Origin of the sequence: Brachybacterium avium, assembly GCF_002216795.1 — a bacterium.
In the GTDB taxonomy this organism is placed as follows: domain Bacteria; phylum Actinomycetota; class Actinomycetes; order Actinomycetales; family Dermabacteraceae; genus Brachybacterium; species Brachybacterium avium.
The window spans coordinates 3,410,692-3,434,318 of sequence record NZ_CP022316.1; the positions used below are offsets into that span (position 1 = coordinate 3,410,692).

Annotated in this window: 22 protein-coding genes and 2 pseudogenes; 23 read left to right on the top strand and 1 reads right to left on the bottom strand. The window is 70.2% G+C overall.

The features are described from left to right. Positions 1-17: 17 nt before the first annotated feature. Entirely contained in the window at positions 18-1,067 is a 1,050-nt protein-coding gene (locus CFK39_RS15260) for a glutathione S-transferase family protein (protein WP_089066176.1), read from the bottom strand. A 223-nt stretch (positions 1,068-1,290) separates the two neighbouring features. Between CFK39_RS15260 and CFK39_RS15265 the strand changes: the two genes are divergently transcribed. The 23 genes and pseudogenes from CFK39_RS15265 (at position 1,291) to hisI (ending at position 23,586) form a co-directional block, all read left to right on the top strand. After that, complete coding sequence (locus tag CFK39_RS15265) at positions 1,291-2,028, top strand: helix-turn-helix transcriptional regulator (RefSeq protein ID WP_089066177.1); 738 nt, start codon at positions 1,291-1,293, stop codon at positions 2,026-2,028. Further along, positions 2,025-3,452 (top strand): Fe-S cluster assembly protein SufB, encoded by a 1,428-nt coding sequence (sufB, locus tag CFK39_RS15270; protein ID WP_089066178.1) that lies wholly within the window; start codon positions 2,025-2,027, stop codon positions 3,450-3,452. The genes CFK39_RS15265 and sufB overlap by 4 nt, the downstream gene beginning before the upstream one ends. Continuing rightward, positions 3,452-4,771 (top strand): Fe-S cluster assembly protein SufD, encoded by a 1,320-nt coding sequence (sufD, locus tag CFK39_RS15275; RefSeq protein ID WP_089066179.1) that lies wholly within the window; start codon positions 3,452-3,454, stop codon positions 4,769-4,771. Before sufB ends, sufD begins: the two co-directional genes overlap by 1 nt. Further along, on the top strand, positions 4,771-5,109 hold the full coding sequence (locus tag CFK39_RS15280) for a non-heme iron oxygenase ferredoxin subunit (protein ID WP_089066180.1): 339 nt from the start codon (positions 4,771-4,773) through the stop codon (positions 5,107-5,109). The genes sufD and CFK39_RS15280 overlap by 1 nt, the downstream gene beginning before the upstream one ends. A 75-nt stretch (positions 5,110-5,184) precedes the next feature. Continuing rightward, positions 5,185-5,940, top strand: coding sequence for a Fe-S cluster assembly ATPase SufC (sufC, locus tag CFK39_RS15285; RefSeq protein WP_089066181.1), 756 nt, complete (start codon positions 5,185-5,187; stop codon positions 5,938-5,940). 101 nt (positions 5,941-6,041) lie between these two features. Then, on the top strand, positions 6,042-6,374 hold the full coding sequence (locus CFK39_RS15290; RefSeq protein ID WP_089066182.1) for a metal-sulfur cluster assembly factor: 333 nt from the start codon (positions 6,042-6,044) through the stop codon (positions 6,372-6,374). Between the two features lie 287 nt (positions 6,375-6,661). Next, positions 6,662-8,266: an ABC-F family ATP-binding cassette domain-containing protein gene (locus CFK39_RS15295; RefSeq protein WP_089066183.1), complete on the top strand. Its 1,605-nt coding sequence runs from the start codon at positions 6,662-6,664 to the stop codon at positions 8,264-8,266. Positions 8,267-8,358: 92 nt separating this feature from the next. Continuing rightward, a complete protein-coding gene (locus CFK39_RS15300; RefSeq protein WP_089066184.1) occupies positions 8,359-8,976 on the top strand; it encodes a MarR family transcriptional regulator in 618 nt (205 codons plus the stop codon). Positions 8,977-9,051: 75 nt separating this feature from the next. Continuing rightward, positions 9,052-9,612 (top strand): elongation factor P, encoded by a 561-nt coding sequence (gene efp, locus CFK39_RS15305; RefSeq protein ID WP_089066185.1) that lies wholly within the window; start codon positions 9,052-9,054, stop codon positions 9,610-9,612. Further along, a complete protein-coding gene (gene nusB / locus CFK39_RS15310) occupies positions 9,609-10,163 on the top strand; it encodes a transcription antitermination factor NusB (RefSeq protein ID WP_089066186.1) in 555 nt (184 codons plus the stop codon). The genes efp and nusB overlap by 4 nt, the downstream gene beginning before the upstream one ends. A 129-nt stretch (positions 10,164-10,292) precedes the next feature. Then, the gene (pyrR, locus tag CFK39_RS15315; protein WP_089066187.1) at positions 10,293-10,919 is read left to right on the top strand and encodes a bifunctional pyr operon transcriptional regulator/uracil phosphoribosyltransferase PyrR; all 627 of its coding nucleotides are present in this window, start codon (positions 10,293-10,295) and stop codon (positions 10,917-10,919) included. After that, positions 10,916-11,877, top strand: a pseudogene (locus CFK39_RS15320) (aspartate carbamoyltransferase catalytic subunit). The gene pyrR and the pseudogene CFK39_RS15320 overlap by 4 nt, the downstream one beginning before the upstream one ends. After that, positions 11,867-13,210, top strand: coding sequence for a dihydroorotase (locus tag CFK39_RS15325; RefSeq protein WP_089066188.1), 1,344 nt, complete (start codon positions 11,867-11,869; stop codon positions 13,208-13,210). Before CFK39_RS15320 ends, CFK39_RS15325 begins: the two are co-directional and overlap by 11 nt. After that, positions 13,207-13,701, top strand: coding sequence for a PH-like domain-containing protein (locus CFK39_RS15330; protein ID WP_089066189.1), 495 nt, complete (start codon positions 13,207-13,209; stop codon positions 13,699-13,701). Before CFK39_RS15325 ends, CFK39_RS15330 begins: the two co-directional genes overlap by 4 nt. After that, entirely contained in the window at positions 13,698-14,906 is a 1,209-nt protein-coding gene (gene carA / locus CFK39_RS15335) for a glutamine-hydrolyzing carbamoyl-phosphate synthase small subunit (RefSeq protein WP_089066190.1), read from the top strand. The genes CFK39_RS15330 and carA overlap by 4 nt, the downstream gene beginning before the upstream one ends. After that, positions 14,906-18,258, top strand: a pseudogene (gene carB / locus CFK39_RS15340) (carbamoyl-phosphate synthase large subunit). The gene carA and the pseudogene carB overlap by 1 nt, the downstream one beginning before the upstream one ends. After that, positions 18,255-19,118, top strand: coding sequence for an orotidine-5'-phosphate decarboxylase (gene pyrF / locus CFK39_RS15345; protein WP_089066191.1), 864 nt, complete (start codon positions 18,255-18,257; stop codon positions 19,116-19,118). Before carB ends, pyrF begins: the two are co-directional and overlap by 4 nt. A gap of 200 nt (positions 19,119-19,318) precedes the next feature. Next, positions 19,319-19,645, top strand: coding sequence for an integration host factor, actinobacterial type (gene mihF, locus CFK39_RS16500; protein WP_089066192.1), 327 nt, complete (start codon positions 19,319-19,321; stop codon positions 19,643-19,645). Continuing rightward, positions 19,642-20,241 (top strand): guanylate kinase, encoded by a 600-nt coding sequence (gmk, locus tag CFK39_RS15355; protein ID WP_089066193.1) that lies wholly within the window; start codon positions 19,642-19,644, stop codon positions 20,239-20,241. The genes mihF and gmk overlap by 4 nt, the downstream gene beginning before the upstream one ends. A gap of 83 nt (positions 20,242-20,324) precedes the next feature. Continuing rightward, a complete protein-coding gene (gene rpoZ, locus CFK39_RS15360; protein WP_089066194.1) occupies positions 20,325-20,687 on the top strand; it encodes a DNA-directed RNA polymerase subunit omega in 363 nt (120 codons plus the stop codon). Positions 20,688-20,711: 24 nt separating this feature from the next. Then, a complete protein-coding gene (gene coaBC, locus CFK39_RS15365; RefSeq protein ID WP_089066195.1) occupies positions 20,712-21,992 on the top strand; it encodes a bifunctional phosphopantothenoylcysteine decarboxylase/phosphopantothenate--cysteine ligase CoaBC in 1,281 nt (426 codons plus the stop codon). 5 nt (positions 21,993-21,997) lie between these two features. Continuing rightward, entirely contained in the window at positions 21,998-23,206 is a 1,209-nt protein-coding gene (gene metK / locus CFK39_RS15370; RefSeq protein ID WP_089066196.1) for a methionine adenosyltransferase, read from the top strand. Next, the gene (gene hisI, locus CFK39_RS15375; protein ID WP_089066197.1) at positions 23,203-23,586 is read left to right on the top strand and encodes a phosphoribosyl-AMP cyclohydrolase; all 384 of its coding nucleotides are present in this window, start codon (positions 23,203-23,205) and stop codon (positions 23,584-23,586) included. Before metK ends, hisI begins: the two co-directional genes overlap by 4 nt. The last annotated feature ends 41 nt before the right edge of the window (positions 23,587-23,627 follow it).

Here is a 23,627-nt window from a genome sequence, read left to right on the forward strand (position 1 = left end):
CCGGCGCCCCCGACGGCTCAGCGGCCGCTCACGTGCAGCGGTGTGTGCGCGGGATCCACCACCTCGGCGGCGAGCGGCGGCTGCGGTGCGGTGCCCTCAGGGCCCCAGGTCGCGGTCTCGAAGCGGTCACGGTCATGGCCCTCGAGCAGCGGGCTCAGGTCCGGGCCCAGCGGCACCACCTGGGTGGGGTTGATGTCCTCGTGCACGACGTAGTAGTGGCGCTTGATCTGCTCGAAGTCGACGGTGTCGCCGAACCCCGGGGTGGTGAACAGGTCCTTGGTGTAGTTCCACAGGTTCGGCATGCTCGCCAACGGCTGCCGGTTCGCCTTGAAGTGCCCGTGGTAGACGGGATCGAAGCGGATCAGCGTGGGGAACAGCCGCACATCGGCCTCGGTGATCGCGGGCCCCAGCAGGTAACGGCTGCGCCCCAGGCGCTCCTCGAGCTCGTCGAGGGCGGCCCATAGGGCGCGGAACTCGTCCTCGTAGACCTGCTGCGAGCCGGCGAAGCCGACCTTGTACACGCCGTTGTTCACACGATGGAGCATCCACCTGCTCAGCGCGTCGATCTCCGCGCGCTGCGCGACGGGGTAGAGGTCCGGGGCGCCGTCGCGGTGATGCTCGGTCCACTCGGCGGTGAAGTCGAGGGTGATCTGCTGGAAGTCATTGGTCACCACGGCCCTGCTGGGCACGTCCACGACGGCGGGCACCGTGATGCCGCGCGGGTAGTCGGGGAACCGGGCGAAGTACGCCTGCTGGAGCCGTTCGTAGCCGAGCACCGGGTCGACCCCGCCCTCGTCGAGGTCGAAGGTCCAGGAGCGCTTGTCATGGGTGGGCCCGGGCATGCCCACGGAGAGCGCGTCCTCCAGCCCCAGCAGCCGGCGCGAGATCAGGGTGCGATTGGCCCACGGGCAGGCACGCGCGGCGATCAGGCGGTAGCGACCGGCCTCGACGGGCCAGCCGTCGCGGCCATCGCGCGTGATCCGATCATCGATGTAGGACATGTCGCGGTCGAAGGATTCCCCCTTCGTGACATAGGAGCCGTGGGTGGAGTTCTCCTGGGTGGTCATCAGCGGTCCTCCGGGTCGGTGGCGCTCCGGGAGCGATACGGAACGGACGCCATATTAGTTGAATGTGAATATATATGGAAGTGCAGGAGGTCCGCTCCTGCGCTGCAGAGCATGAATTGGCTGGTAAGGGCACCCTTGGTGCTGTGCCACACAGCGGACGGCAGGGATTTGGCAAGCCTTCTGTTGTAAAATGAATTCTGTGCATCGACGGGAGGAGGCAACAGTGACCGCATCTGAGTCCGCACCGGGCATCGCGCAGACCACGCGCGAGCGTCTCGTCCAGGACATCTCCGCCCACGGCCCGATCACGGCGCGGCAGCTGGCCGAGCGCTTCGACCTCACCAGCGCCGCGGTGCGACGTCATCTCGCGGCACTCGAGGCCGATGGGATCATCGCCGAGCACGTGATGCCGGCCAGCCCTCGCGGCCGCGGCCGCCCCAGCAAGTCCTTCGTGCTCTCTCAGTCCGCGCATGAGGACCTGCCCGGGGGGTACGACGAGATGGCCGTGATGGCGGTGGACGAGCTCGCTCGGATCGGTGGAGAGGATGCGGTGACCGCCCTGGCGGAGCGCCGCATCGCCGACTGGGAGAGCACCGTCGCCGAGAGGGTCGCGCAGCGCGAGGCGGCGGGGGAGACCGTCACCTCCGTGCGCAAGCTCGAGCTGCTCGCCGAGCTGCTCACCGATCGGGGGTACGCCACCACGGCGCGCCCCCTGCATGTGCCGCTGCCGGCCAGGGGTGCGCACTCCGGCGCCGCTGCGCGTACGCTCGTGACGGCCCAGCTGTGCCACGGGCACTGCCCCGTTCTCGATGTCGCCGCAGATCATCCAGAGCTGTGCGAGGCCGAGACCCGGGCCATCTCCCGCATCATCGGAGCGCCCGTCCAACGCCTCGCCACCCTGGCGCAGGGCGCCCACGCCTGCACGACACACATTCCACTCACAGAGGGAAGGACACCATGACGAGCGCACCAGAAAAGCTCTCGCAGGACGAGATCATCGACTCCATGGGCCAGTACGCCTTTGGCTGGCACGACGAGGACTCCGCCGGGGCCAATGCGCGCCGCGGGCTGTCCGAGGACGTCGTGCGCGACATCTCGGCCCGCAAGGATGAGCCCGAATGGATGCTCGAGCGCCGCCTGAAGGCGCTCAAGCTCTTCGACAAGAAGCCGATGCCCACCTGGGGACCGGACCTGTCGGGCATCGCCTTCGACCACATCAAGTACTTCGTCCGCTCCACCGAGAAGCAGGTCACCTCCTGGGAGGACCTGCCGGCGGACATCAAGGAGACCTACGACCGCCTGGGCATCCCCGAGGCGGAGAAGCAGCGCCTCGTCGCCGGCGTCGCCGCTCAGTACGAGTCCGAGGTCGTCTACCACCAGATCCGTGAGGACCTGGAGGAGCAGGGCGTCATCTTCCTGGACACGGACACCGCGCTCAAGGAGCACCCGGAGCTGTTCAAGGAGTACTTCGGCACCGTCATCCCCTCGGGTGACAACAAGTTCTCCGCGCTGAACACGGCCGTCTGGTCCGGCGGCTCCTTCGTGTACGTCCCCAAGGGCGTCCACGTCGAGATCCCGCTGCAGGCCTACTTCCGGATCAACACCGAGAACATGGGCCAGTTCGAGCGGACGCTGATCATCGCCGACGAGGGCTCCTACGTGCACTACGTGGAGGGCTGCACCGCCCCGATCTACAACTCCGACTCGCTGCACAGCGCGGTCGTCGAGATCATCGTGAAGAAGGACGCGCGCGTCCGGTACACGACGATCCAGAACTGGTCGAACAACGTCTACAACCTGGTCACCAAGCGCACCACGGTCGAGCAGGGCGGTGTCATGGAGTGGGTCGATGGCAACATCGGCTCCAAGGTCACCATGAAGTACCCGGCCGTCTGGCTGATGGGCGAGCACGCCCGCGGAGAGACGCTCTCGGTCGCCTTCGCCGGCGAGGGCCAGAACCAGGACACCGGTTCGAAGATGGTGCACCTGGCACCGCATACCTCGAGCTCGATCGTCTCGAAGTCGGTCTCGCGCAGCGGCGGGCGCAGCACCTACCGCGGGCTGGTCCAGGTGATGCCGGGCGCCGAGCACTCGGCCTCGACCGTGCTGTGCGATGCGCTGCTGGTGGACACCATCTCGCGCACCGACACCTACCCCTACGTTGACGTCCGCGTCGACGACGTCCAGATGGGCCATGAGGCCACGGTCTCCAAGGTCTCCGAGGAGCAGCTCTTCTACCTGATGAGCCGCGGCATGGAGGAGACCGAGGCGATGGCCATGATCGTGCGCGGGTTCATCGAGCCCATCGCGCGCGAGCTCCCGATGGAGTACGCCCTCGAACTGAACCGCTTGATCGAGCTGCAGATGGAAGGAGCAGTCGGTTGATGACGACCACCGATGTGAAGGGCGCGGAGAGCGCCGGGGACCCTACGGCGAACGAGGCTGTCGGCCACGCGGCCGGCGCGGCCCCGGTCGCCGCCAGCTCCGCGATCGACGGCTCCGACGTCGCCTCGCCCGAGCTGGAGGAGGAGAACCTGACCCTGCCGGGGCAGGAAGTCTCCGCTGCCCACGCCGCACTGAACCGTGGCGCCCGCAAGCGCTCCTTCGAGGTCTCCGACCACGAGGTCCCCAAGAGCGATATCGAGGAGTGGCGCTTCACCCCGCTGCGTCGCTTCGCGGCCCTGTTCCAGGATGTCGCCACCGATGATCGCGAGGGCGATCCCGCGGTCGACTACCAGATCAGCACCCCTGAGGGAGCTCCCGAGGCCTCGACGCTCGCGATCGGCGAGGCTCCCCGCGGCACCGTCCTGGTGCCCGAGGACCTCCCCACCGCCGTCGCCTCGGCACGCACCGAGCAGGCGCTGCACCTGGTCGCCGAGAAGAACACCGCTTACGATGCGCCGTTCCGGGTGGACATGATCGGCCGCGGCGCCGACCGTCGTGCCAATGCGCACCTCGTGCTGGAGGCGCAGGAATCCTCCTCGGCGACGTTCATCCTCAACCACAGCGGCGCTGCGCAGTACGCGCAGAACGTCGAGATGATCGTCGGCGACAACGCGCAGATGACCGTCATCACCCTGCTCGACTGGGACGACGACGCCGTGCACATCTCCACCCATCACTCCCGGGTGGGACGGGACTCCCGCCTCAAGCACATCGCGGTCACCCTCGGAGGCAGCGCCGTGCGCCTGAACTCCATCGGTGAGTACGCGGCGCCCGGCGGCGAGATCGAGAAGCTGGGTCTGTACTTCTCCGACGAGAACCAGTTCTTCGAGAACCGTCTCTTCGTGGACCACAGCGCACCGAACTGCGTCTCCAACGTCGCTTACAAGGGTGCGCTGCAGGGCAAGAACGCCCGCTCGGTGTGGGTCGGCGACGTGCTGATCCGCAAGGAGGCCGAGGGCACCAACACCTACGAGCTCAACCGCAACCTGGTGCTCACCGAGGGCGCGCGCGCCGACTCGGTGCCGAACCTCGAGATCGAGACCGGTGAGATCGAGGGTGCGGGCCATGCCGCTGCGACGGGTCGTTTCGACGACGAGCAGCTGTTCTACCTGCGTGCCCGCGGCATCCCCGAGATCGAGGCCCGTCGTCTGGTGGTGCGCGGCTTCTTCGCCGAGATCATCCAGCAGATCGACGTGCCCGAGATCCGCGAGCGCCTCTCGGCCTCCATCGAGGACGAGCTCGCACGGAGCATGAACTGATGTCGGACGCCTTCGTCCCCGTCGCCGCCCTGGCGGACCTCGCCCCCGGCGAGGCCATCGACGTCGCCATCGGCGACCTCGAGATCGCCCTGGTGCGCGACGAGGACGGCGGCGTCCACGCCCTCGAGGACGTCTGCTCGCACGACGAGATCGCGCTGAGCGACGGCGACGTCGAGGGATGCACCATCGAATGCTGGAAGCACGGCAGCCAGTTCGATCTGGTCACAGGTCGACCCCTGCAGCTGCCGGCCGTCCTTCCCGTGCGGGTGTTCCCCGTGCGCATCGACGAGAGCAGCGGCACGATCCTGGTGGATCCGACCGCGGCTCCCGCCACCTGAACACTTCGGGCACCGCCTGCGGCGCCCATCCGTCGTCACGAATCCACCAGCACCACTGGTCAAGGAGAACCACTTATGTCGATTCTGGAGATCAAGAACCTCCACGCCACCGTCGAGACCCCCGAGGGCACCAAGGAGATCCTCAAGGGTGTGGACCTCACCATCAAGTCCGGTGAGACCCACGCGATCATGGGCCCCAACGGCTCCGGCAAGTCCACCCTCGCCTACGCGGTCGCCGGTCACCCCAAGTACCAGATCACCGATGGCGAGGTCACCCTCGACGGTGAGGACGTGCTCGAGATGAGCGTGGATGAGCGAGCTCGCGCCGGCCTCTTCCTCGCCATGCAGTACCCCGTCGAGGTCCCCGGCGTCACCGTCTCGAACTTCCTGCGCACCGCCAAGACCGCAGTCGACGGCGAAGCCCCCTCGCTGCGCACCTGGGTCAAGGACGTCAAGGGCGCGATGACGGACCTGAAGATGGATACCGTCTTCGCCGAGCGCAACGTCAACGAGGGTTTCTCCGGCGGTGAGAAGAAGCGCCACGAGATCCTGCAGATGCAGCTGCTGAAGCCCGGCATCGCGATCCTCGACGAGACCGACTCCGGCCTCGACGTGGACGCGCTGCGCGTGGTCTCCGAGGGCATCAACCGCGCCAAGGAGAACACCGAGGTGGGCATCATGCTGATCACCCACTACACGCGGATCCTGCAGTACGTGACGCCGGACCACGTCCACGTCTTCGTCAACGGAAGGGTCGCCGAGCAGGGCGGCCCGGAGCTGGCCGAGCGCCTCGAGGCCGAGGGCTACGACCGGTACCTCGTCGGCGCCTGAGCCCACCGGACCGGCCCGGTCCGGGAGAGATCCCGGGCCGGGCCGGCACCCACTCCAGCGGGGTGTCGCCGTGCGACCCCCCTTCCCATCGGGAGGACCCCATGACCGACCAGAAGACTCCGGACGAGACGGTGAGCTCGGAGGACGTCATCGAGGCGATGAAGGACGTGATCGATCCCGAGCTCGGGATCAACGTCGTCGACCTCGGGCTCGTGTACGGCGTCACGATCGAGAACGGTGACGCCGTCGTCGACATGACGCTGACCTCCGCCGCGTGCCCGCTCACGGACGTGCTCGAGGAGCAGACGTTCGCCGTGCTCGACCCCATCACCGAATCGCATCGCATCAACTGGGTGTGGATGCCGCCGTGGGGCATGGACAAGATCACCGAGGACGGACGCGAGCAGCTGCGCGCGATCGGCTTCAACCTCTGAATCCCTGAGCTGACGGTGAGCCCCGGCCGCCGTCCGTGCGGCCGGGCCGAGATGCCCCTGCAGGATGCATGCGATGACTCGCGTGGGTCCGGCAGGGGCATCTCTTCGCTCCCGCACCCCGCCGGGCGCCGGGCGGACCAGCTGTGGTGCGCGGCACCGTCAGCCGGTATTCGCAGGCTCTGCGGGCCGCACGGCCCTAGACTCGATCCGGCCCCGCGCGGGGCTGGCCCGCAGGGCCGGGCTCCCGCGCACGGTCCCGCCATCTTCGTCCGAACAGGAGCCAGCCCGTGATCACCGTGCACGACCTCGCCATCCGAGTCGGCGCCCGGCTCCTGATGGACGACGTCTCCTTCCAGATCACCGCCGGCGACCGGGTCGGACTGGTGGGGCGCAACGGCGCCGGGAAGACCACGCTGACCAAGGTGCTCTCAGGCACCCTGGAGCCGTCCGCGGGCAGCGTCGAGGTCGCCGGGGAGCTCGGCTACCTGCCGCAGGACACCCATAGCGGGGAGGACACCGAACCCGTCCTGTCCCGCATCCTCTCCGCCCGCGGCCTCGACGGGATCTTCAAGAAGCTGCGCCGCGCCGAGCAGGAGATGGGGGACATGAGCCTCACCGAGGCGCGCCGCGAGAAGGCCATGAACCGCTACCCGCGGATCGAGGCCGAGCTCGATGCGGCCGGCGGCTACGCGGCCGAGGCCGAGGCCAAGCGGATGTCCGCGAACCTCGGCCTGCCCAACCGCCTGCTCGAGCAGGAGCTGGGCACCCTCTCCGGCGGCCAGCGGCGCCGCGTCGAGCTCGCGCGGATCCTGTTCTCCCAGGCCGCCACCATGATCCTGGACGAGCCGACGAACCACCTCGATCACGACTCGATCGTCTGGCTGCGCGAATACCTGATGGGATATCGCGGCGGCCTGATCATCATCAGCCACGATGTGGAACTGGTCGAGCATGTCGTGAACAAGGTCTTCTACCTCGATGCGAACCGCGCGGCGATCGACATGTACAACATGGGCTGGAAGCTGTACCTGCGCCAGCGCGAGGACGACGAGAAGCGCCGCAAGCGCGAGCGCAGCAACGCCGAGAAGAAGGCCACCCAGCTCACCGCCCAAGCGGAGAAGATGCGCGCCAAGGCCACCAAGGCCGTCGCCGCTCAGAACATGCTCAAGCGCGCCGAGCGGATGCTCGACGGCGTCGAGGGAGAGCGGCAGAAGGATCGGGTCGCCTCCCTGCGGTTCCCGAAACCCGCCGCCTGCGGCAAGACTCCGCTGATGGCCGAGGACCTCTCGAAGTCCTACGGCAGCCTGGAGATCTTCACCGGGGTGGACCTGGCCATCGACCGCGGGTCCCGGGTCGTCATCATCGGGCTGAACGGCGCCGGCAAGACGACGCTGCTGCGCATCCTCGCCGGCGTCGACGCCCCGGACACCGGCGGCCTGCTGCCCGGCCACGGCCTGCGCGTGGGCTACTACGCCCAGGAGCACGAGACGTTGGACCTGGAGCGCACCGTGCTGGAGAACATGATGACCGCCGCCTATGAGCTGCCAGAGGTCGAGGCCCGCAAGATCCTGGGCTCCTTCCTGTTCACCGGCGATGACGTCCACAAGCCCACCCGCGTCCTCTCCGGCGGGGAGAAGACCCGCCTGGCGCTGGCATCGCTGGTGGTCTCCAGCGCTAACGTGCTGCTGCTGGACGAGCCGACGAACAACCTCGATCCCGCCAGCCGCGAGGAGATCCTCGGCGCCCTCGCGGCGTTCGAAGGCGCGGTGGTGCTGGTCTCCCACGACCCCGGTGCCGTCGCCGCGCTGAACCCCGAGCGGGTGCTGATGATGCCGGACGCGGTCGAGGACCTCTGGAACGCGGAGTACCAGGAGCTCATCGAGCTCGCCTGAACGGGTCCGCCGGCGGGGAGCACCATCGTCGATATCAGGGTTTATACGCTGTACCGTGGCTAACAACTGATTCTCGTTGTCAAAGGTGTTCCATGTTCGTCCTGTCGCTCTCCGGCCGCCCCGGCCACGGCCGCTCCGCCGCTGATCCCGTCCCCGCGCTGCTCGAGGCGCTGTCGGATCTCGAGCTGCCCCGGGCCGCCGAGCGCACCGCCGGGCCCGAGGCGCTGGTGCTGACGGGCCGCGCCGAGGAGGCGCTGGAGGTCCTGCTCCGCGCCGCAGAGATCGGCTCCCTGGCCGTCGGCCTCGGTGTCGGAGCTGTGCAGAGACCCTTGCCCGCCTCGGTCCGGGAGATCGCCGGGCCGGCGGTCGGGGCCGCCGAGGAGGCCCTCCGGGTCGCTCGCACCACCTCCCAGGTGCCGCTGGCGGTGCGCGCTGTCGACGCCCGGCACCAGGACACCGCCGCCGATGTGGAGGCGGTGCTGCGACTGGTGGGCTGGATGATCCGTGCCCGCAGCCGCGGTCAATGGGAGGCCGTCCGGGCACTTCGGCAGGACCCGGGGGCGACCCAGGCCCAGCTCGCGGAGCGCCTCGGCGTCACCCAGCAGACGGTCTCCCGGGCGGTGAAGAGCAGTGGCTGGCGGGAGGAGAGCGCCGCCCACCCGCTCGCGGTGCGCCTGCTGAGCATGATCGACCTCACGTCCGCCCGCTGAGCTCCCTGCAGACCCGGGGGTGCGGAGCTCCTGCGCGCTATCCTTGGTCCGCCACGACGACTACTGAGGAGACCCATGGCGACGACGAACGATCTGAAGAACGGGATGGTCCTGGTGCTGGACCAGCAGCTCTGGAGCGTGGTCGAGTTCCAGCACGTCAAGCCCGGCAAGGGACCGGCCTTCGTGCGCACCAAGCTGAAGAACGTCATGTCCGGCAAGGGCGTGGACAAGACCTTCAACGCCGGCGTCAAGGTCGAGACCGCCACGGTCGACCGCCGCGACATGCAGTTCTCGTACCTGGACACGGATATGTACGTGTTCATGGACACCTCGAACTGGGAGCAGACCAGCCTCACGGCGGAGATCGTCGGCGGCGCCAAGGACTTCATGGTCGAGGGCCAGGACGTGGTGGTCGCCTTCCACGAGGGGCAGGCGCTCTTCGTCGAGCTGCCGACCTCGGTGGTGCTGACCATCGAGTTCACCGAGCCGGGCCTGCAGGGGGATCGCTCCAGCGGCGGCACCAAGCCCGCCCGGGTCGAGACCGGGCTCGAGATCCAGGTCCCGCTGTTCCTCAACGAGGGCGATCAGGTCAAGGTCGATACCCGCAGCGGCGACTACCTCGAGCGCGTCAAGTGAGCCGAGGCTCCTCCAGCGAGGGTGCCGACGGCGCCGGGGGCCATCCGGCTCCCCGGGCCACCGGCCTGCCCCACCCCACCCGTGAGGGTGCGGAGGTCGAGTTCGAGCGCACCGTCCCGGCCCCCGCAGACCGTCTCCACGGTCGGTCCCGGGACCGGATCCGGGCGATCGACGTGCTCTTCGAGGCCGACGCCAAGCAGGCCGCGGTCCTCGACGTGCTCCAGGAGCGGCTGCGGCGCACGGCGGCCCAGACCCCGCTGCCGCAGCGGGCGCGCGAGCTGGTGGAGCTCTACGCCCCGCACGCCGCCGACATCGACGAGGACCTCGCCACGCACTCCCGTGACTGGCCGCTGCACCGCATGCCGGCGGTCGACCGCGCGATCCTGCGCCTGGGCAGCGCCGAGGTGCTGTACGGCGAGCTCGAATCCGGTCGCGGCGCGATCATCGGCGAGTACACCAAGATCGCCGAGGTGCTCTCCACCGACGATTCCCCGCGCTTCGTCAACGGACTGCTGCAGCGGCTCGTCGACGTCCGCGGACTGCTCTCCTGAGCAGATACGCGTCCGAAGGGCGGGCGGTCGCGGCCGCCGGGACCCCGGCCGAGTAGGATCGGCCACGCTCATCCGAGCAACCCACCCTTTAACGACACGTCCTGTGAGGCGTGGAAGGGAGAAGACAGCATGACCGAACGACCCCTGACCTCCGACTCCGGAGCACCCGAGGGTGCTGACAGCTCCCGCGTGCTGGGGCCCGAGGAGATCCGGCGGGCACTGACCCGCATCGCGCACGAGATCCTCGAGAGCGGCCATGGCGCCGAGGATCTGGTGCTGCTGGGCATCCCGCACCGGGGCGTGCCGCTGGCCCGCCGCCTCGCAGCGCTGATCGCACGTGCCGAGGGCCTGCCTGAGGAGGCAGAGCTCAGCGAGCTGTACGGCGCACTGGACATCACCATGTACCGCGACGACCTGCGCTCGAACCCCACGCGAGCCCCCAGCCCCACCCGTATCCCGCGCTCCGGGATCGACGGCCGCACCGTCGTGCTGGTGGACGACGTGCTGTTCTCCGGCCGCACCGTCCGCGCGGCGCTGGACGCCCTCGGCGCGATCGGCCGGCCCGCAGCGGTGCGCCTGGCCGTGCTCGTGGACCGCGGCCACCGGGAGCTGCCGATCCGCGCCGATCATGTCGGCAAGAACCTGCCCACCTCTCGCACCGAGCGCGTGCATGTCCAGCTCGCCGAGACCGACGGCCAGGACGCGGTCGACATCATGCGCCCGGCCGCGCCGACGACCGAGGAGGGCCGGGCATGAGGCACTTCATCTCCATCGCTGACCTCGCCCGGGAGGAGGCGCTGTCCGTGCTCGCCACCGCCGAGCACATGGCCGAGACCCAGTCGCGCGCGATCCGCAAGCTGCCCACCCTGGTCGGAGCTACCGTGGTGAACCTCTTCTTCGAGGATTCCACCCGCACCAGGATCAGCTTCGAGGCCGCGGCGAAGCGGCTCTCCGCCGATGTCATCAACTTCTCCGCCAAGGGGTCGAGCCTGTCCAAGGGGAATCCCTCAAGGACACCGCGCTGACCCTGCAGGCCATGGGCGCGGACGCGGTCGTGGTCCGCTCGGGCTCCTCCGGCGCTGCGCACCTGTTGGCCCACGCGGGATGGATCGACCAGCCGATCGTCAACGCCGGTGACGGTGCGCACGAGCACCCCACCCAGGCGATGCTCGATGCCTTCACCCTGCGCCGCCACCTGCGGCCCGGGGACCCCCGGGGAGATCTCGCGGGACTCCACGTGGTGATCGTCGGCGATGTGCTGCATTCGCGAGTGGCACGCTCGAACGTGCTGCTGCTGACCCTGCTCGGCGCGCGCGTCACGCTGGTGGCACCGCCGGCGCTGGTGCCCGTCGGCGCCTCTGCCTGGCCCTGCACCATCAACTACGACCTCGATGCGGCCCTGGCCGACTCGCCGGACGCCGTGATGATGCTGCGGGTGCAGCGGGAGCGGATGGTCGGCGGCGGATTCTTCCCCACAGAGGGGGAGTACTCGCGCCGCTACGGCCTGACGATCGCCCGCGCCGCGGCACTGCCCGAGCACGCGATCGTCCTGCACCCCGGACCGATGAACCGGGGCTTCGAGATCGCCGGGGCGGTCGCGGACTCCCCGCGCAGCGTCATCGTCGAACAGGTCGCCTCCGGCGTCTTCGTCCGGATGGCCGTCCTCTACCACCTGCTCGCCACCGACGCCCGGGAGGCGCATCGTGAGAACTGAGACCACCGACAGCACCGTGCCCACCGCTGACGCCGCCGCGACGCCGCTGCTGATCCGGGGTGGGCGTCCCTATGGCGAGGACGTCCAGGATCTCCTCCTGGTCGGCGGCCGCATCCAGGCCGTCGGCACGGACCTGGAACTCCCTGCGGGGACCGAGACCATCGACGCCGAGGGCTGCATCGTGCTGCCCGGGCTGGTGGACCTCCACACCCACCTGCGCGAGCCCGGCGGGGAGGAGGCCGAGACGGTCGAGACCGGCACCCGCGCCGCCGCTCGCGGCGGCTTCACCGCAGTGCACGCGATGGCCAACACCACCCCGGTCGCCGACACCGCCGGCGTCGTCGAGCAGATCGCCCGCCGCGGCGACAGCGCCGGCTGGTGCGCGGTGCGTCCCGTCGGCGCGGTCACCGTGGGCCTGGCGGGGGAGCGGCTCGCGGAGCTCGACGCGATGGCGAACTCCGGCGCCCAGGTCCGCGTGTTCAGCGATGACGGCAAGTGCGTCCACGACCCGGTGCTGATGCGCCGGGCCCTGGAGTACGTGAAGTCCTTCGACGGGGTCATCGCCCAGCATGCTCAGGACCCCCGGCTGACGGCGGGCGCGCAGATGCACGAGGGCGTGGTCTCCGCGGAGCTGGGGCTCACCGGCTGGCCGGCCGTGGCCGAGGAATCGATCATCGCCCGCGATGTGCTGCTCGCCCAGCACGTCGGCTCCCGCCTGCACGTCTGCCACCTGTCCACCGCAGGCAGCGTCGACATCATCCGCTGGGCCAAGCAACGCGGGATCGCGGTGACCGCGGAGGTCACCCCGCACCACCTGCTGCTGACCGACGAGAACGTGCGCCAGTTCGACGCCGTCTTCAAGGTCAACCCGCCGCTGCGCACCGCCGCCGATGTCGAGGCGGTCCGGGAGGGGCTCGCCGACGGCACCATCGACATCGTCGCCACCGACCACGCCCCCCACCCGCGCGACGCCAAGGACCGGGAGTGGGACCAGGCCGCGATGGGCATGACCGGGCTGGAGACCGCGCTGTCGCTGGTGCAGCTGACCATGGTCGACCCGGGCCGGCTGAGCTGGCGGGATGTCGCCCGCGTGCTCTCCGAGACGCCGGCCGAGATCGGACGCGACCGGGAGCAGGGGCGCCCGCTCGAACCCGGATCGCCGGCCCATGTGCTGGTGTGGGATCCGCGTCCGATGCGCATCGCCGATCCCGCGGAGCATGCCTCCCTCAGCCGGAACTCGCCCTTCGCGGGGCTCGAGCTGCCCGGCGCCAACCGGCTGACCGTGCTCGGGGGACGACCCACCGTGCGCGACGGCCGGGTGGTCCCGCGATGAGCGGGCGGCTGATCCCCGTCCTGCTGCTCGTGGTGCTGTTCCTCGCAGCCCTCGCCGCCATGGCATGGGGCTGGAAGCGGCGCGGCCGCTCCCAGCAGCACCTGCCGGTCCCCGCCGACCAGACCCTCTCCGAGCTGGGGGAGGGGATCGCCCACGGCCCCGTGGACGCGGTCTACGTCGACACCGTGCTCGCCGAGCAGCCCCTCGAACGGATCGTCGCCCACGGGCTCGGTCAGCGCGCGAGAGCCCGGGTGAGCCTCGGCGACGGCGGTTCCTGGCGGCTGGAGCGCGCCGGAGCACCGGACCTCACCATCCCTGCCGCGGATCTCGCCGAGATCACCTCCGGGCCGGGCATGGCCGGGAAGTTCATCGGCGGCGACGGGCTGCTCATCCTCCGCTGGCGCCTCGGCGACCAGCTCCTCGACACCGGTCTGCGCCTCGCCCGGCGCACCGACCACGACCTCCTGCTCTCCCGGAAGGAGCACGCATGACATCCCCCGCTTCCACCGATCCCTCGAGGTCGCCGAGCCGCCGTGCGCGCCCCGAGAGGGCGCTGCTGATCCTCGAGGACGGCACCGTCCTGCGCGGCTCCGCCTACGGCGCCCGCGGCTCCCGCCTCGGCGAGGTCGTCTTCACCACCGGCATGACCGGCTACCAGGAGACCCTCTCGGACCCCTCCTACGCCGGCCAGATCGTCGTCCAGACCGCCCCGCACATCGGCAACACCGGCGCCAACGCCGCGGACATGGAGTCCCGGAAGATGTGGGTGCGCGGCTACGCCGTGCGCGACGCCAGCCGCATCGCCTCCTCCTACCGTTCCGAGCAGACCCTGGACGAACTGCTCATCGGCGGTGATGTCGTCGGCATCAGCGACATCGACACCCGCATGCTCACCCGACGGCTGCGGGAGACCGGCTCCCTGCGCGGCGGGATCTTCTCCGGCGACGCGCTCGCGACGCCGGAGGACGAGCTGCTCGCCCAGGTGCGGGAGCAGCCCGCGATGTCGGGCGCGAGCTTCGTCGAGGAGGTCACCATCGCCCAGCCGGTCGTGCTGGAGCCCGAGGGCGAGGTGCGCGCCACCATCGCGGCCGTCGACCTCGGCATCAAGAGCGCCGCGCCGCGCAGCATGCTCGCCCGCGGGCTGCGCGTCCACCTGCTGCCGGCCACCACCTCCCTCGAGGACCTGCTCGCGCTCTCGCCCGATGCCGTGTTCTTCTCCAACGGCCCCGGCGACCCCGCCGCCGCCACCGCCCAGGTCGCGCTGCTGCGCGGCGTCCTGGACGCCGGCCTGCCCTTCTTCGGCATCTGCTTCGGCAACCAGCTGCTGGGCCGTGCCCTGGGCTTCGAGACCTTCAAGCTGAAGTACGGCCACCGCGGCATCAACCAGCCCGTCCAGGACCGCGAGACCGGGCAGGTGGCGATCACCGCCCACAACCACGGCTTCGCCGTCGACGTCCCGCTCGAGGGCGAGCACATCGCCCCGTACGACGGCGGCCGCTACGGCCGCGTGAAGGTCTCGCACGTCGGTCTGAACGACGATGTGGTCGAGGGGCTGCGCTGCCTCGACCGCCCCGCGTTCTCGGTCCAGTACCACCCCGAGGCGGCCGGCGGCCCGCACGACGCCTCGCCCCTCTTCGATCGTCTGGCAGAGCTCGCGATCGCCCACCGCGCCGCCTCTGCATCCAAGGAGTCCTGATGCCCCGTCGCCCCGACCTCTCCTCCGTCCTGGTCATCGGCTCCGGCCCGATCGTCATCGGCCAGGCCGCCGAGTTCGACTACTCCGGAACCCAGGCCTGCCGGGTGCTGCGCGAGGAGGGCCTGCGGGTCATCCTCGTCAACTCCAACCCGGCCACGATCATGACCGATCCGGAGATCGCCGATGCCACCTACATCGAGCCGATCGATCCGCAGATCATCCGCACCATCATCGAGAAGGAGCGGCCCGACGCGCTGCTGCCCACCCTCGGCGGGCAGACCGCGCTGAACGCGGCCATCGCCCTCGCCCAGGACGGCACGCTCGAGGAGTTCGGCGTCGAGATGATCGGCGCCAGCCTCGACGCGATCAACAAGGCCGAGGACCGGCAGCTGTTCAAGGAGGTCGTGGACCGGGTGGGCGGCGAGTCCGCACGCTCGAAGATCTGCCATTCCGTGGAGGATCTGCTGGCCGGGGCCGAGGAGCTCGGCTACCCGATGGTGGTGCGCCCCAGCTTCACCATGGGCGGCCTCGGCTCCGGCATGGCCTACGACGAAGCGGACCTGCGCCGCATCGGCGGTGACGGGCTCCACTACTCGCCCACCACCGAGGTGCTGCTGGAGGAGTCGATCCTGGGCTGGAAGGAGTTCGAGCTCGAGCTGATGCGCGACAGCGCCGACAACTGCGTGGTGATCTGCTCGATCGAGAACGTCGACCCCGTCGGCGTGCACACCGGCGACTCCATCACCGTGGCCCCGGCGCTCACCCTCACCGATGTGGAGATGCAGACCCTGCGGGATCTCGGCATCGCGATCATCCGCGAGGTCGGGGTCGACACCGGCGGCTGCAACGTGCAGTTCGCGACCCATCCCGAGACCGGCCGCGTGGTCGTCATCGAGATGAACCCCCGCGTCTCCCGCTCCTCGGCGCTGGCCTCGAAGGCCACCGGCTTCCCGATCGCCAAGATCGCCGCCCGCGTCGCGATCGGCTACACGCTGGACGAGATCCGCAACGACATCACCGGCACCACCCCGGCGAGCTTCGAGCCGGCGCTGGACTATGTCGTGGTGAAGGTCCCCCGGTTCGCCTTCGAGAAGTTCCCGGCCGCGGACGCGACGCTGACCACCACCATGAAGAGCGTCGGCGAGGCCATGGCGCTGGGCCGCAACTTCACCGAGGCCCTCGGCAAGGCACAGCGCTCCATCGACGTCAAGGGCGCCGCCTTCTCCTATGAGGGGGTCCCGCCCACGCCCGCCGAGGTCACCGAGCTGGTGGACGCCTCCCGCACCCCGACCGCCGGGCGCCTGGTGGACATCGGCCGGGTCCTGTGGTCCGCCGCCGAGGGGATCGTCGACGTCGCGGAGACCCTCGAGCGGCTGGTGGAGGCCACCGCGATCGATCCCTGGTTCCTGGACCAGATGCTGATCATCGCCGAGCTCGCCGCCGAGATCCGGTCCAGCGAGGTGCTCGATGCGGACCTGCTGGCCCTGGCCAAGCGCCACGGGCTCTCCGACGACCAGATCGGTGCCCTCAGCGGACACAGCGGCGACGTGGTCAAGGGCGTGCGCGAGGCGCTGGGCATCAACCCGGTCTTCAAGACGGTCGACACCTGCGCCGCGGAGTTCGCCTCCTCCACCCCGTACCTCTACTCGACCTATGACCAGGAGACCGAGGTCGAGCCGCGCGAGCGGCCGGCCGTGCTGATCCTCGGCTCGGGCCCCAACCGCATCGGCCAGGGCATCGAGTTCGACTACTCCTGCGTCCATGCCGCGATCGCGCTGGGCAACCCGGAGCTGCCCGGCGGCGGCTACGAGACCGTGATGATCAACTGCAACCCCGAGACGGTCTCGACCGACTACGACATCGCCGATCGGCTCTACTTCGAGCCGCTCACCTTCGAGGACGTGGTCGAGATCTACGAGGCGGAGAAGGCCGCGGGCCCGGTCGCCGGGGTCATCGTCCAGCTGGGCGGCCAGACCCCCCTGGCGCTCGCCCGCCGGCTCGAGGCCGCGGGTCTGCCGATCATCGGCACCAGCCCCGCCGCCATCGACAACGCGGAGGACCGCGGCCACTTCGGTGCGCTGCTGGCCGAGGCGGATCTGCCCGCGCCCCCGTACGGCACCGCCTGGGGGCTCAGCGATGCGGTCGAGGTCGCCGCCCACGTCGGCTACCCGGTGCTGGTGCGTCCGAGCTACGTGCTCGGCGGGCGCGGCATGGAGATCGTGTTCGACGAGGCCGGCCTCGTCGACTATGTCGCACGGAACCTGCCCGACGGCGGCCGCGCCGAGGCCCCGATCCTGATCGACAGCTTCCTGGATACCGCGATCGAGATCGACGTCGACGCCCTGTACGACGGCACCGACCTGTATCTCGGCGGGGTGATGGAGCATATCGAGGAGGCCGGCATCCACTCCGGCGACTCGGCCTGCACCCTGCCTCCGGTCACGCTCTCCGATGCGGTGCTCGAGCGCATCCGCACCTCCACCCTCGCGATCGCCGAGGGGGTGGGCGTGCGCGGACTGCTGAACATCCAGTACGCGCTCTCCCACGGGGTGCTCTACGTGCTCGAGGCCAATCCGCGCGCCTCCCGCACCGTGCCCTTCGTCGCCAAGGCCACGGGCGTCCCGCTCGCCCAGGCCGCGGCGCTGCTGATGGCCGGCACCTCGATCGCCGAGCTGCGCCGCGGGGAGTGCTCCCGGCCCAGGGCGACGGCGCCGATCTGCCCGACGACTCGCCGATCGCGGTGAAGGAGGCGGTGCTGCCCTTCAAGCGCTTCCGCACCCATGAGGGACGCGCGGTGGATTCCGTGCTGGGCCCGGAGATGCGCTCGACGGGCGAGGTGATGGGCCTGGACTCCACCTTCCCGCTGGCCTTCGCCAAGTCGCAGCTGGCGATCGCCGGCCAGGGGCTGCCCACCGCCGGCACCGCCTTCGTCTCGGTCGCCGACCGCGACAAGCGCTCCCTGCCGCTGCCCGTGGCACGCCTGGCGGCGCTCGGCTTCGAGATCCTCACCACGGCCGGCACCGGCCGGGTGCTGCGCCGCTACGGGATCCCCTGCCGGGTGCTGCGCAAGGCCTCCGAGCCGGGCGAGGACGCGAGCGTCATCGAGCTGATCGAGGACAGCCGGGTGGACCTGGTGATGAACACCCCCTCGGGCTCCAACGCCCGGGTGGACGGCTACGCGATCCGCGCCGCCGCCACCAGCATGGACGTCCCGATGATCACCACGCTGCAGGAGTTCCAGGCGGCGGTGCAGGCGATCGAGGCGCGCCCGGTCGAGCGCTTCGAGGTCACCAGTCTGCAGGACCACACCGCACGCCTGACCGCGACACGCGCCGCGCAGCAGGACGCATGAGCGCGGCGCGGCAGATCCCGGCCGGGAGCGGGAGCTTCGGGGAGCGCCTGCGCCAGGCCGTGGAGGCCCGTGGCCGGGTGGTCGCCGGGATCGATCCGCACTCCTCCCTGCTGGAGGCGTGGTCGCTGCCGGACACCCCTGACGGGCTGCGGGAGTTCTCCCGGATCGCGCTGGCCGCGGTGGCGGGGAAGGTGGCGGCGGTCAAGCCGCAGTCGGCCTTCTTCGAGCGTCATGGCTCCGCCGGTGTCGCGGTGCTCGAGGAGCTGCTGGCCGCCGCCCGTGAGGCGGGCGTGCTGACGATCCTCGACGTCAAGCGGGGGGACATCGGCTCCACCATGGGGGCCTACGCCCAGGCGCACCTGCTCCCCGGCGCCCCGCTGGAGGCCGATGCGATCACCGTCAGCCCGTACCTCGGCGCCGGCTCGCTGGCTCCGGCGGCACAGCTCGCCGCCGAGCACGGCAAGGGCCTGTTCCTGCTGGCGCTGACCTCCAACCCGGACGGACCGCAGGTCCAGCATGCGCGGACGACGGCCGACACGCCGGTGGCGCTCGAGATCGCCCGACACGCCGAACAGATCGGGAACGCAGGTCACGGCGAGTGGTCGAGCGTGGGCCTGGTGGTCGGTGCGACCGTCGGGGAGGCGTACCGCCGGCTCGGTCTGGATCGTGCCGCGCCGTCGGTCCCGCTGCTGGCCCCGGGCTTCGGGGCGCAGGGGGCGGGCCCCGCGCAGCTCCCCGAAGTATTCGGCGAAAACGCAGGTCATGTGCTTGTTTCGCTGTCCCGTGGGCTGCTGTCCGCAGGCCCGGACGAGGCGGCGCTGGGGGCTCGGGCAGCACAGCTGCAGGCGGACTACGCCTGACTGTTCAGGGTCTGCGTCGCCGGCCTCGGCAGCGGTGCAGACACCCCTCCGCAGGACCCTGAACGAGCCCCGATCCGCACCGGACCAGCGGCGAAGCGTGTCAAAAGTGCGCTCCGCCACGAATATGGGGTTACGCTCTTCCCACATCGAGGTCCTCCCGGATCTCCACGTCACCAGCAAGAGAACAAGAGGTAAGAACAGTGGCTCTCCCTCCCCTCACCCCTGAGCAGCGGGCCGATGCCCTGAAGAAGGCGGCCGAAGCTCGTCGCGAGCGCGCCGCCATCAAGGCTCGCCTGAAGGACAGCGCCGGTCACCGCGGCGAGGAGATCAAGAAGGTCCTCAAGGAGGCCGAGGACAACGAGATCGTCGGTCGCCTCCGCGTCTCCGCGCTGCTGGAAGCCCTCCCGGGCGTCGGCAAGGTCAAGGCGCAGCAGATCATGGAGGAGATCGGCATCTCCCCCTCGCGCAAGATCCGCGGCCTCGGTTCTCACCAGGCAGAGAAGCTCGTCGCGCATTTCGCAGAGTGAGTGATCCCTCCGCCGGGGTCGATGCCGAGACGGCATCGACCCCGGTCACTGTCCTGGCCGGACCCACCGCGGTCGGCAAGGGCACCGTCTCCGCAGCGATCCGTGCCCGGTACCCCGAGATCTGGCTGTCCGTCTCCGCGACCACCCGGGCTCCGCGCCCCGGTGAGGTGGATGGCGTCCACTACCGCTTCGTGAGCGAGGAGGAGTTCTCCTCCCTGATCGAGAACGGCCAGATGCTGGAGTGGGCGGTGGTGCACGGTCGCAACAAGTACGGAACCCCGCGAGGTCCCGTCGAGCAGAAGGTCGCCGAAGGGCGCCCGGTGCTGCTGGAGATCGACCTGGCCGGCGCCCGGCAGGTCCGCGACTCCCTGCCCGAGGCGCAGTTCGTGTTCCTCGCCCCGCCGGACTGGGACACGCTCGTGGACCGGCTGGTGGGCCGTGGCACCGAAGATGCGGAGGAGCGCGAGCGCCGCCTGGCGACCGCGCGGGTCGAGCTCGCCGCGGAGGACGAGTTCGACGTCACGATCGTCAACGACACCGTGGATCGGGCCGCCGCTGAGCTGGCGCGCCTGCTCGGCGTGCGCGACCTCACCTGACCTCCGCCGCCCGTGCCCTCGTCCTCGGCAGGGGAAGGGCGTATCCTGAAGCGTCGCACGTCATATCTCACGAAGGGACATCCGTGGCCGGAACAGTCGCACATCCCGAAGGCATCACGAACCCCCCGATCGACCGTCTCCTGGAGACCGTCGACTCGAAGTACGCCCTGGTGCTGTACGCCTCGCAGCGCGCCCGCCAGATCAACTCGTACTACTCGCAGCTCTCCGAGGGCCTGCTGGAGTTCGTCGGCCCGCTGGTGGACGTCGAGAACCAGGAGAAGCCGCTCTCGATCGCCCTGCGGGAGATCGACGAGAACCTGCTCACGATCCGCGAGATCGACGAGGAGGAGTACGCCGCGCAGAACGAGCCGGACCCCAACGCTCCGGCCCCGCTGATGCTCGGCGACGACGCCCCCGAGATCCCGCCGACCGACTTCCCGCTCTGATCCCGGCTCCCGCCGAGTGATCCGATGAGCAGCGAGCTGCGCACCTTCGACGGTGCCCGCGTCCTGGTCGGTGTCGGGGGAGGCATCGCCGCCTACAAGACCGCGCACCTGGTGCGCGGTCTTGTCGGTGACGGGGCCGATGTCCGGGTCATCCCCACCACCGCATCCCTCGAGTTCATCGGGGCCGCGACCTGGGAGGCGCTCAGCCACCATCCGGTGCTGACCTCGGTCTTCGAGGACGTCGACGAGGTCGCTCACGTCCGCCTCGGCCAGGAGGCCGAGCTGATGGTGATCGCGCCCGCCACGGCCGATCTGCTGGCCCGCCTGCGGATCGGCCGCGCCGATGACCTGCTGACCGCTTCCGCCCTGGTCGCCCGCACCCCGATCGTGGTGGCACCGGCGATGCACACCGAGATGTGGGAGCACCCCTCCACGGTCGAGAACGTCGCCGTGCTGCGCGAGCGCGGTCTGATCGTGCTGGAACCGGCCGTCGGCCGGCTCACCGGTCCCGACTCCGGCGCGGGCCGGCTCCCCGAACCCGAGGCGATCCTCGAGGCCGCCCGCGCAGCGATCGCCGCGCCCCGGGATGCGCGCGGCGCCGTCCGCCGCGACCTAATGGGTCGGGAGCTGCTGATCACCGCCGGCGGCACCCGGGAGGACCTCGACCCGGTCCGCTACCTCGCCAACCACTCCTCGGGCAGGCAGGGCTGGGCACTCGCCCATGCCGCGCTCGCCCGTGGCGCCCGCGTGCGCCTGATCGCTGCGAACGTGGAGCTGGAGACCCCGCCCGGTGCCCTGCGCCTGGATGTGGGCAGCGCTGCCGAGCTCGCCGCACTGGTCGCCGAGCATCGCGGCCAGGTCGACGCTCTGGTGATGGCGGCCGCGGTCGCGGACTTCACCGCCGCCGAGCGGTCCGACTCCAAGATCAAGAAGGACGAATCCGCCGGGGACGACAGCGAGGCGGTGCCCGTGCTCGCCCTGCGCCGCACCCAGGACATCCTGCGACTCAGTGTGCTCGAGCGCACAGAGGCCGGATCGGGGCGCCCGGTGATCGTCGGATTCGCCGCCGAGACCGGGGGAGGGGGCAGCAGCGCCTTGGACCTGGCGCGGCAGAAGGCTCGCCGCAAGGGCGCGGATCTGCTGGTCTTCAACGACATCACCGCCGGGGTGTTCGGCGCCACCGACAACTCCGTGCGCATCCTGGACCGCGGCGGCGAGGAGCTCGCCCGCGCCGAGGGCTCCAAGACCCTCGTCGCCCACGCCGTCCTCGATGAGCTCCTGCCCGCCCTGCCGGAAGTACCCTGAACCCCATGACCACCAGCGAGCTGCGCACCTTCACGTCCGAATCGGTCACCGAAGGCCATCCCGACAAGATCTGCGATCAGATCTCCGACGCGATCCTCGATGATCTGCTGGCCCAGGACCGCGATGCCCGCGTGGCCGTGGAGACCATGGTGACCACCGGGCTCGTGCACGTCGCCGGTGAGGTCCGCACCAGCGGGTACAGCGATGTCGCGACGATCGTGCGCGACGTGATCCGCGAGATCGGCTACGACTCCTCCGAGAAGGGCTTCGACGCCGATTCCTGCGGCATCGAAGTCTCCATCGGCGCCCAGTCCCCGGACATCGCCCAGGGGGTCGACACCTCCTTCGAAGCTCGCGGGGACGTGGCGGCGGAGACCTTCGCGAGGCTCGGCGCCGGTGACCAGGGGCTGATGTTCGGCTACGCCTGCCGCGACACCCCCGAGCTGATGCCGCTGCCCATCCATGCCGCTCATCGCCTCACCCGCAACCTCTCCGCGGCTCGCCGCGATGACGTGCTCCCGTACCTGCGCCCGGACGGCAAGACCCAGGTCTCGATCGGCTACGACGAGGACGGCGTGGCCCGCAGCGTCGACGCGATCGTGGTCTCCACCCAGCACAGCGCCGAGGTGGACCTCGACAGCCAGCTGGCCCCGGCGATCTCGAAGGTCGTCATCGCCCCGGTGCTCGAGGACCTCGAGGACCTCGGCCTGGACACCTCCGGGGTGGTCACCCACATCAACCCCTCCGGCCGCTTCGTGCTGGGCGGCCCCAAGGGTGATGCGGGGCTGACCGGGCGCAAGATCATCGTGGACACCTACGGCGGCATGGCCCGTCACGGCGGCGGCGCGTTCTCCGGCAAGGACCCCTCGAAGGTGGACCGCTCCGGCGCCTACGCGATGCGCTGGGTGGCCAAGAACATCGTCGCCGCGGGGCTCGCCGACCGCTGCGAGGTGCAGGTCGCCTACGCCATCGGCGTCGCCGAGCCGGTGGGCCTGTACGTCGAGACCTTCGGCACCGGGCACGTCCCCTCGCACCAGATCGCCGCCGCCGTCCGGAAGGTCTTCGACCTGCGTCCCGCCGCGCTCATCGACGCGCTGGACCTGCTGCGCCCGATCTACTCCCTGACCTCGGTGCACGGGCATTTCGGTCGCGAGCTGCCCGAGTTCACCTGGGAGCGCACGGACCGTGCCGAGGAGCTGGAGCGCGCCCTGTGACCACGCCCGATCCCCGCCTCGACCCCGCTCTCGCCTCGCGCCTCAAGCACGACGACGCCGGACTGCTCACCGCCGTGGTGCAGGACGCCACCGATCACCGTGTGCTGATGGTCGGCTGGATGGATGACGAGGCGCTGCGCCGCACCCTGAGCACCGGACGCGTCACCTACTGGTCCCGCTCCCGCAGCGAATACTGGCGCAAGGGTGACACCAGCGGGCACGTCCAGTGGGTGCGCTCGGTCGCCCTGGACTGCGATGGCGACACCCTGCTGGTGAGCGTCGACCAGGTCGGGGCGGCCTGCCACCGCGGCACCGACACCTGCTTCGACGGCGGCGACCTGGGCGCCCTCGTCCTGGATCCCACGGAGCGCACCTCATGAACGATCGCACTGCCCGCGCAGAGGCCTATCCCGAGCAGGTC

What these genes read in the sequence shown, in the direction of transcription:
- CFK39_RS15260 (WP_089066176.1), bottom strand. Translation starts at nt 1,067, where the DNA reads ATGACCACCCAGGAGAACTCCACCCACGGCTCCTATGTCACGAAGGGG.
- sufB (WP_089066178.1), top strand. Translation starts at nt 2,025, where the DNA reads ATGACGAGCGCACCAGAAAAGCTCTCGCAGGACGAGATCATCGACTCC.
- sufD (WP_089066179.1), top strand. Translation starts at nt 3,452, where the DNA reads ATGACGACCACCGATGTGAAGGGCGCGGAGAGCGCCGGGGACCCTACG.
- CFK39_RS15280 (WP_089066180.1), top strand. Translation starts at nt 4,771, where the DNA reads ATGTCGGACGCCTTCGTCCCCGTCGCCGCCCTGGCGGACCTCGCCCCC.
- sufC (WP_089066181.1), top strand. Translation starts at nt 5,185, where the DNA reads ATGTCGATTCTGGAGATCAAGAACCTCCACGCCACCGTCGAGACCCCC.
- CFK39_RS15290 (WP_089066182.1), top strand. Translation starts at nt 6,042, where the DNA reads ATGACCGACCAGAAGACTCCGGACGAGACGGTGAGCTCGGAGGACGTC.
- CFK39_RS15300 (WP_089066184.1), top strand. Translation starts at nt 8,359, where the DNA reads ATGTTCGTCCTGTCGCTCTCCGGCCGCCCCGGCCACGGCCGCTCCGCC.
- efp (WP_089066185.1), top strand. Translation starts at nt 9,052, where the DNA reads ATGGCGACGACGAACGATCTGAAGAACGGGATGGTCCTGGTGCTGGAC.
- pyrR (WP_089066187.1), top strand. Translation starts at nt 10,293, where the DNA reads ATGACCGAACGACCCCTGACCTCCGACTCCGGAGCACCCGAGGGTGCT.
- CFK39_RS15330 (WP_089066189.1), top strand. Translation starts at nt 13,207, where the DNA reads ATGAGCGGGCGGCTGATCCCCGTCCTGCTGCTCGTGGTGCTGTTCCTC.
- carA (WP_089066190.1), top strand. Translation starts at nt 13,698, where the DNA reads ATGACATCCCCCGCTTCCACCGATCCCTCGAGGTCGCCGAGCCGCCGT.
- pyrF (WP_089066191.1), top strand. Translation starts at nt 18,255, where the DNA reads ATGAGCGCGGCGCGGCAGATCCCGGCCGGGAGCGGGAGCTTCGGGGAG.
- coaBC (WP_089066195.1), top strand. Translation starts at nt 20,712, where the DNA reads ATGAGCAGCGAGCTGCGCACCTTCGACGGTGCCCGCGTCCTGGTCGGT.
- metK (WP_089066196.1), top strand. Translation starts at nt 21,998, where the DNA reads ATGACCACCAGCGAGCTGCGCACCTTCACGTCCGAATCGGTCACCGAA.